Origin of the sequence: Janthinobacterium sp. CG3, from assembly GCF_000344615.1 — a bacterium.
Taxonomy (GTDB): domain Bacteria; phylum Pseudomonadota; class Gammaproteobacteria; order Burkholderiales; family Burkholderiaceae_D; genus Janthinobacterium.
In genome coordinates this window covers 162,521-162,792 of the sequence record NZ_KB467825.1, presented here as the reverse complement: position 1 = coordinate 162,792, position 272 = coordinate 162,521, and the positions used below count along the sequence as shown (strand labels likewise).

The window sequence follows — 272 nt, the reverse complement described above, 5'->3', positions numbered from 1 at the left end:
CCGCTGCCGGAACTGGCGATCCAGTACGCCGACTTCGCGCAGTGGCAGCGGCAATACCTGCAAGGCGAGGCGCTGGAACAGCAAGTGTCCTACTGGAAAAAACAACTGGGCGGCGCGCCGACCCTGCTAACGCTGCCGACCGACCGTGCGCGTCCGGCGGCGCAGAGCTATCGCGGCGCCAGCCTGCCGTTTGTCATTTCGCAAGCGACCACGGCGGGCCTGCACGCGCTCAGCCGGCAGGCGCGGGCGACGCTGTTCATGACCCTGGCGGC

1 protein-coding gene is annotated in these 272 nt (G+C 68.8%); it reads left to right on the top strand.

Annotation, left to right across the window (positions count from 1 at the left end; translation table 11 throughout):
• On the top strand, positions 1-272 hold a 272-nt coding region (locus JANGC3_RS33395), incomplete at both ends, for a condensation domain-containing protein (RefSeq protein ID WP_035789062.1).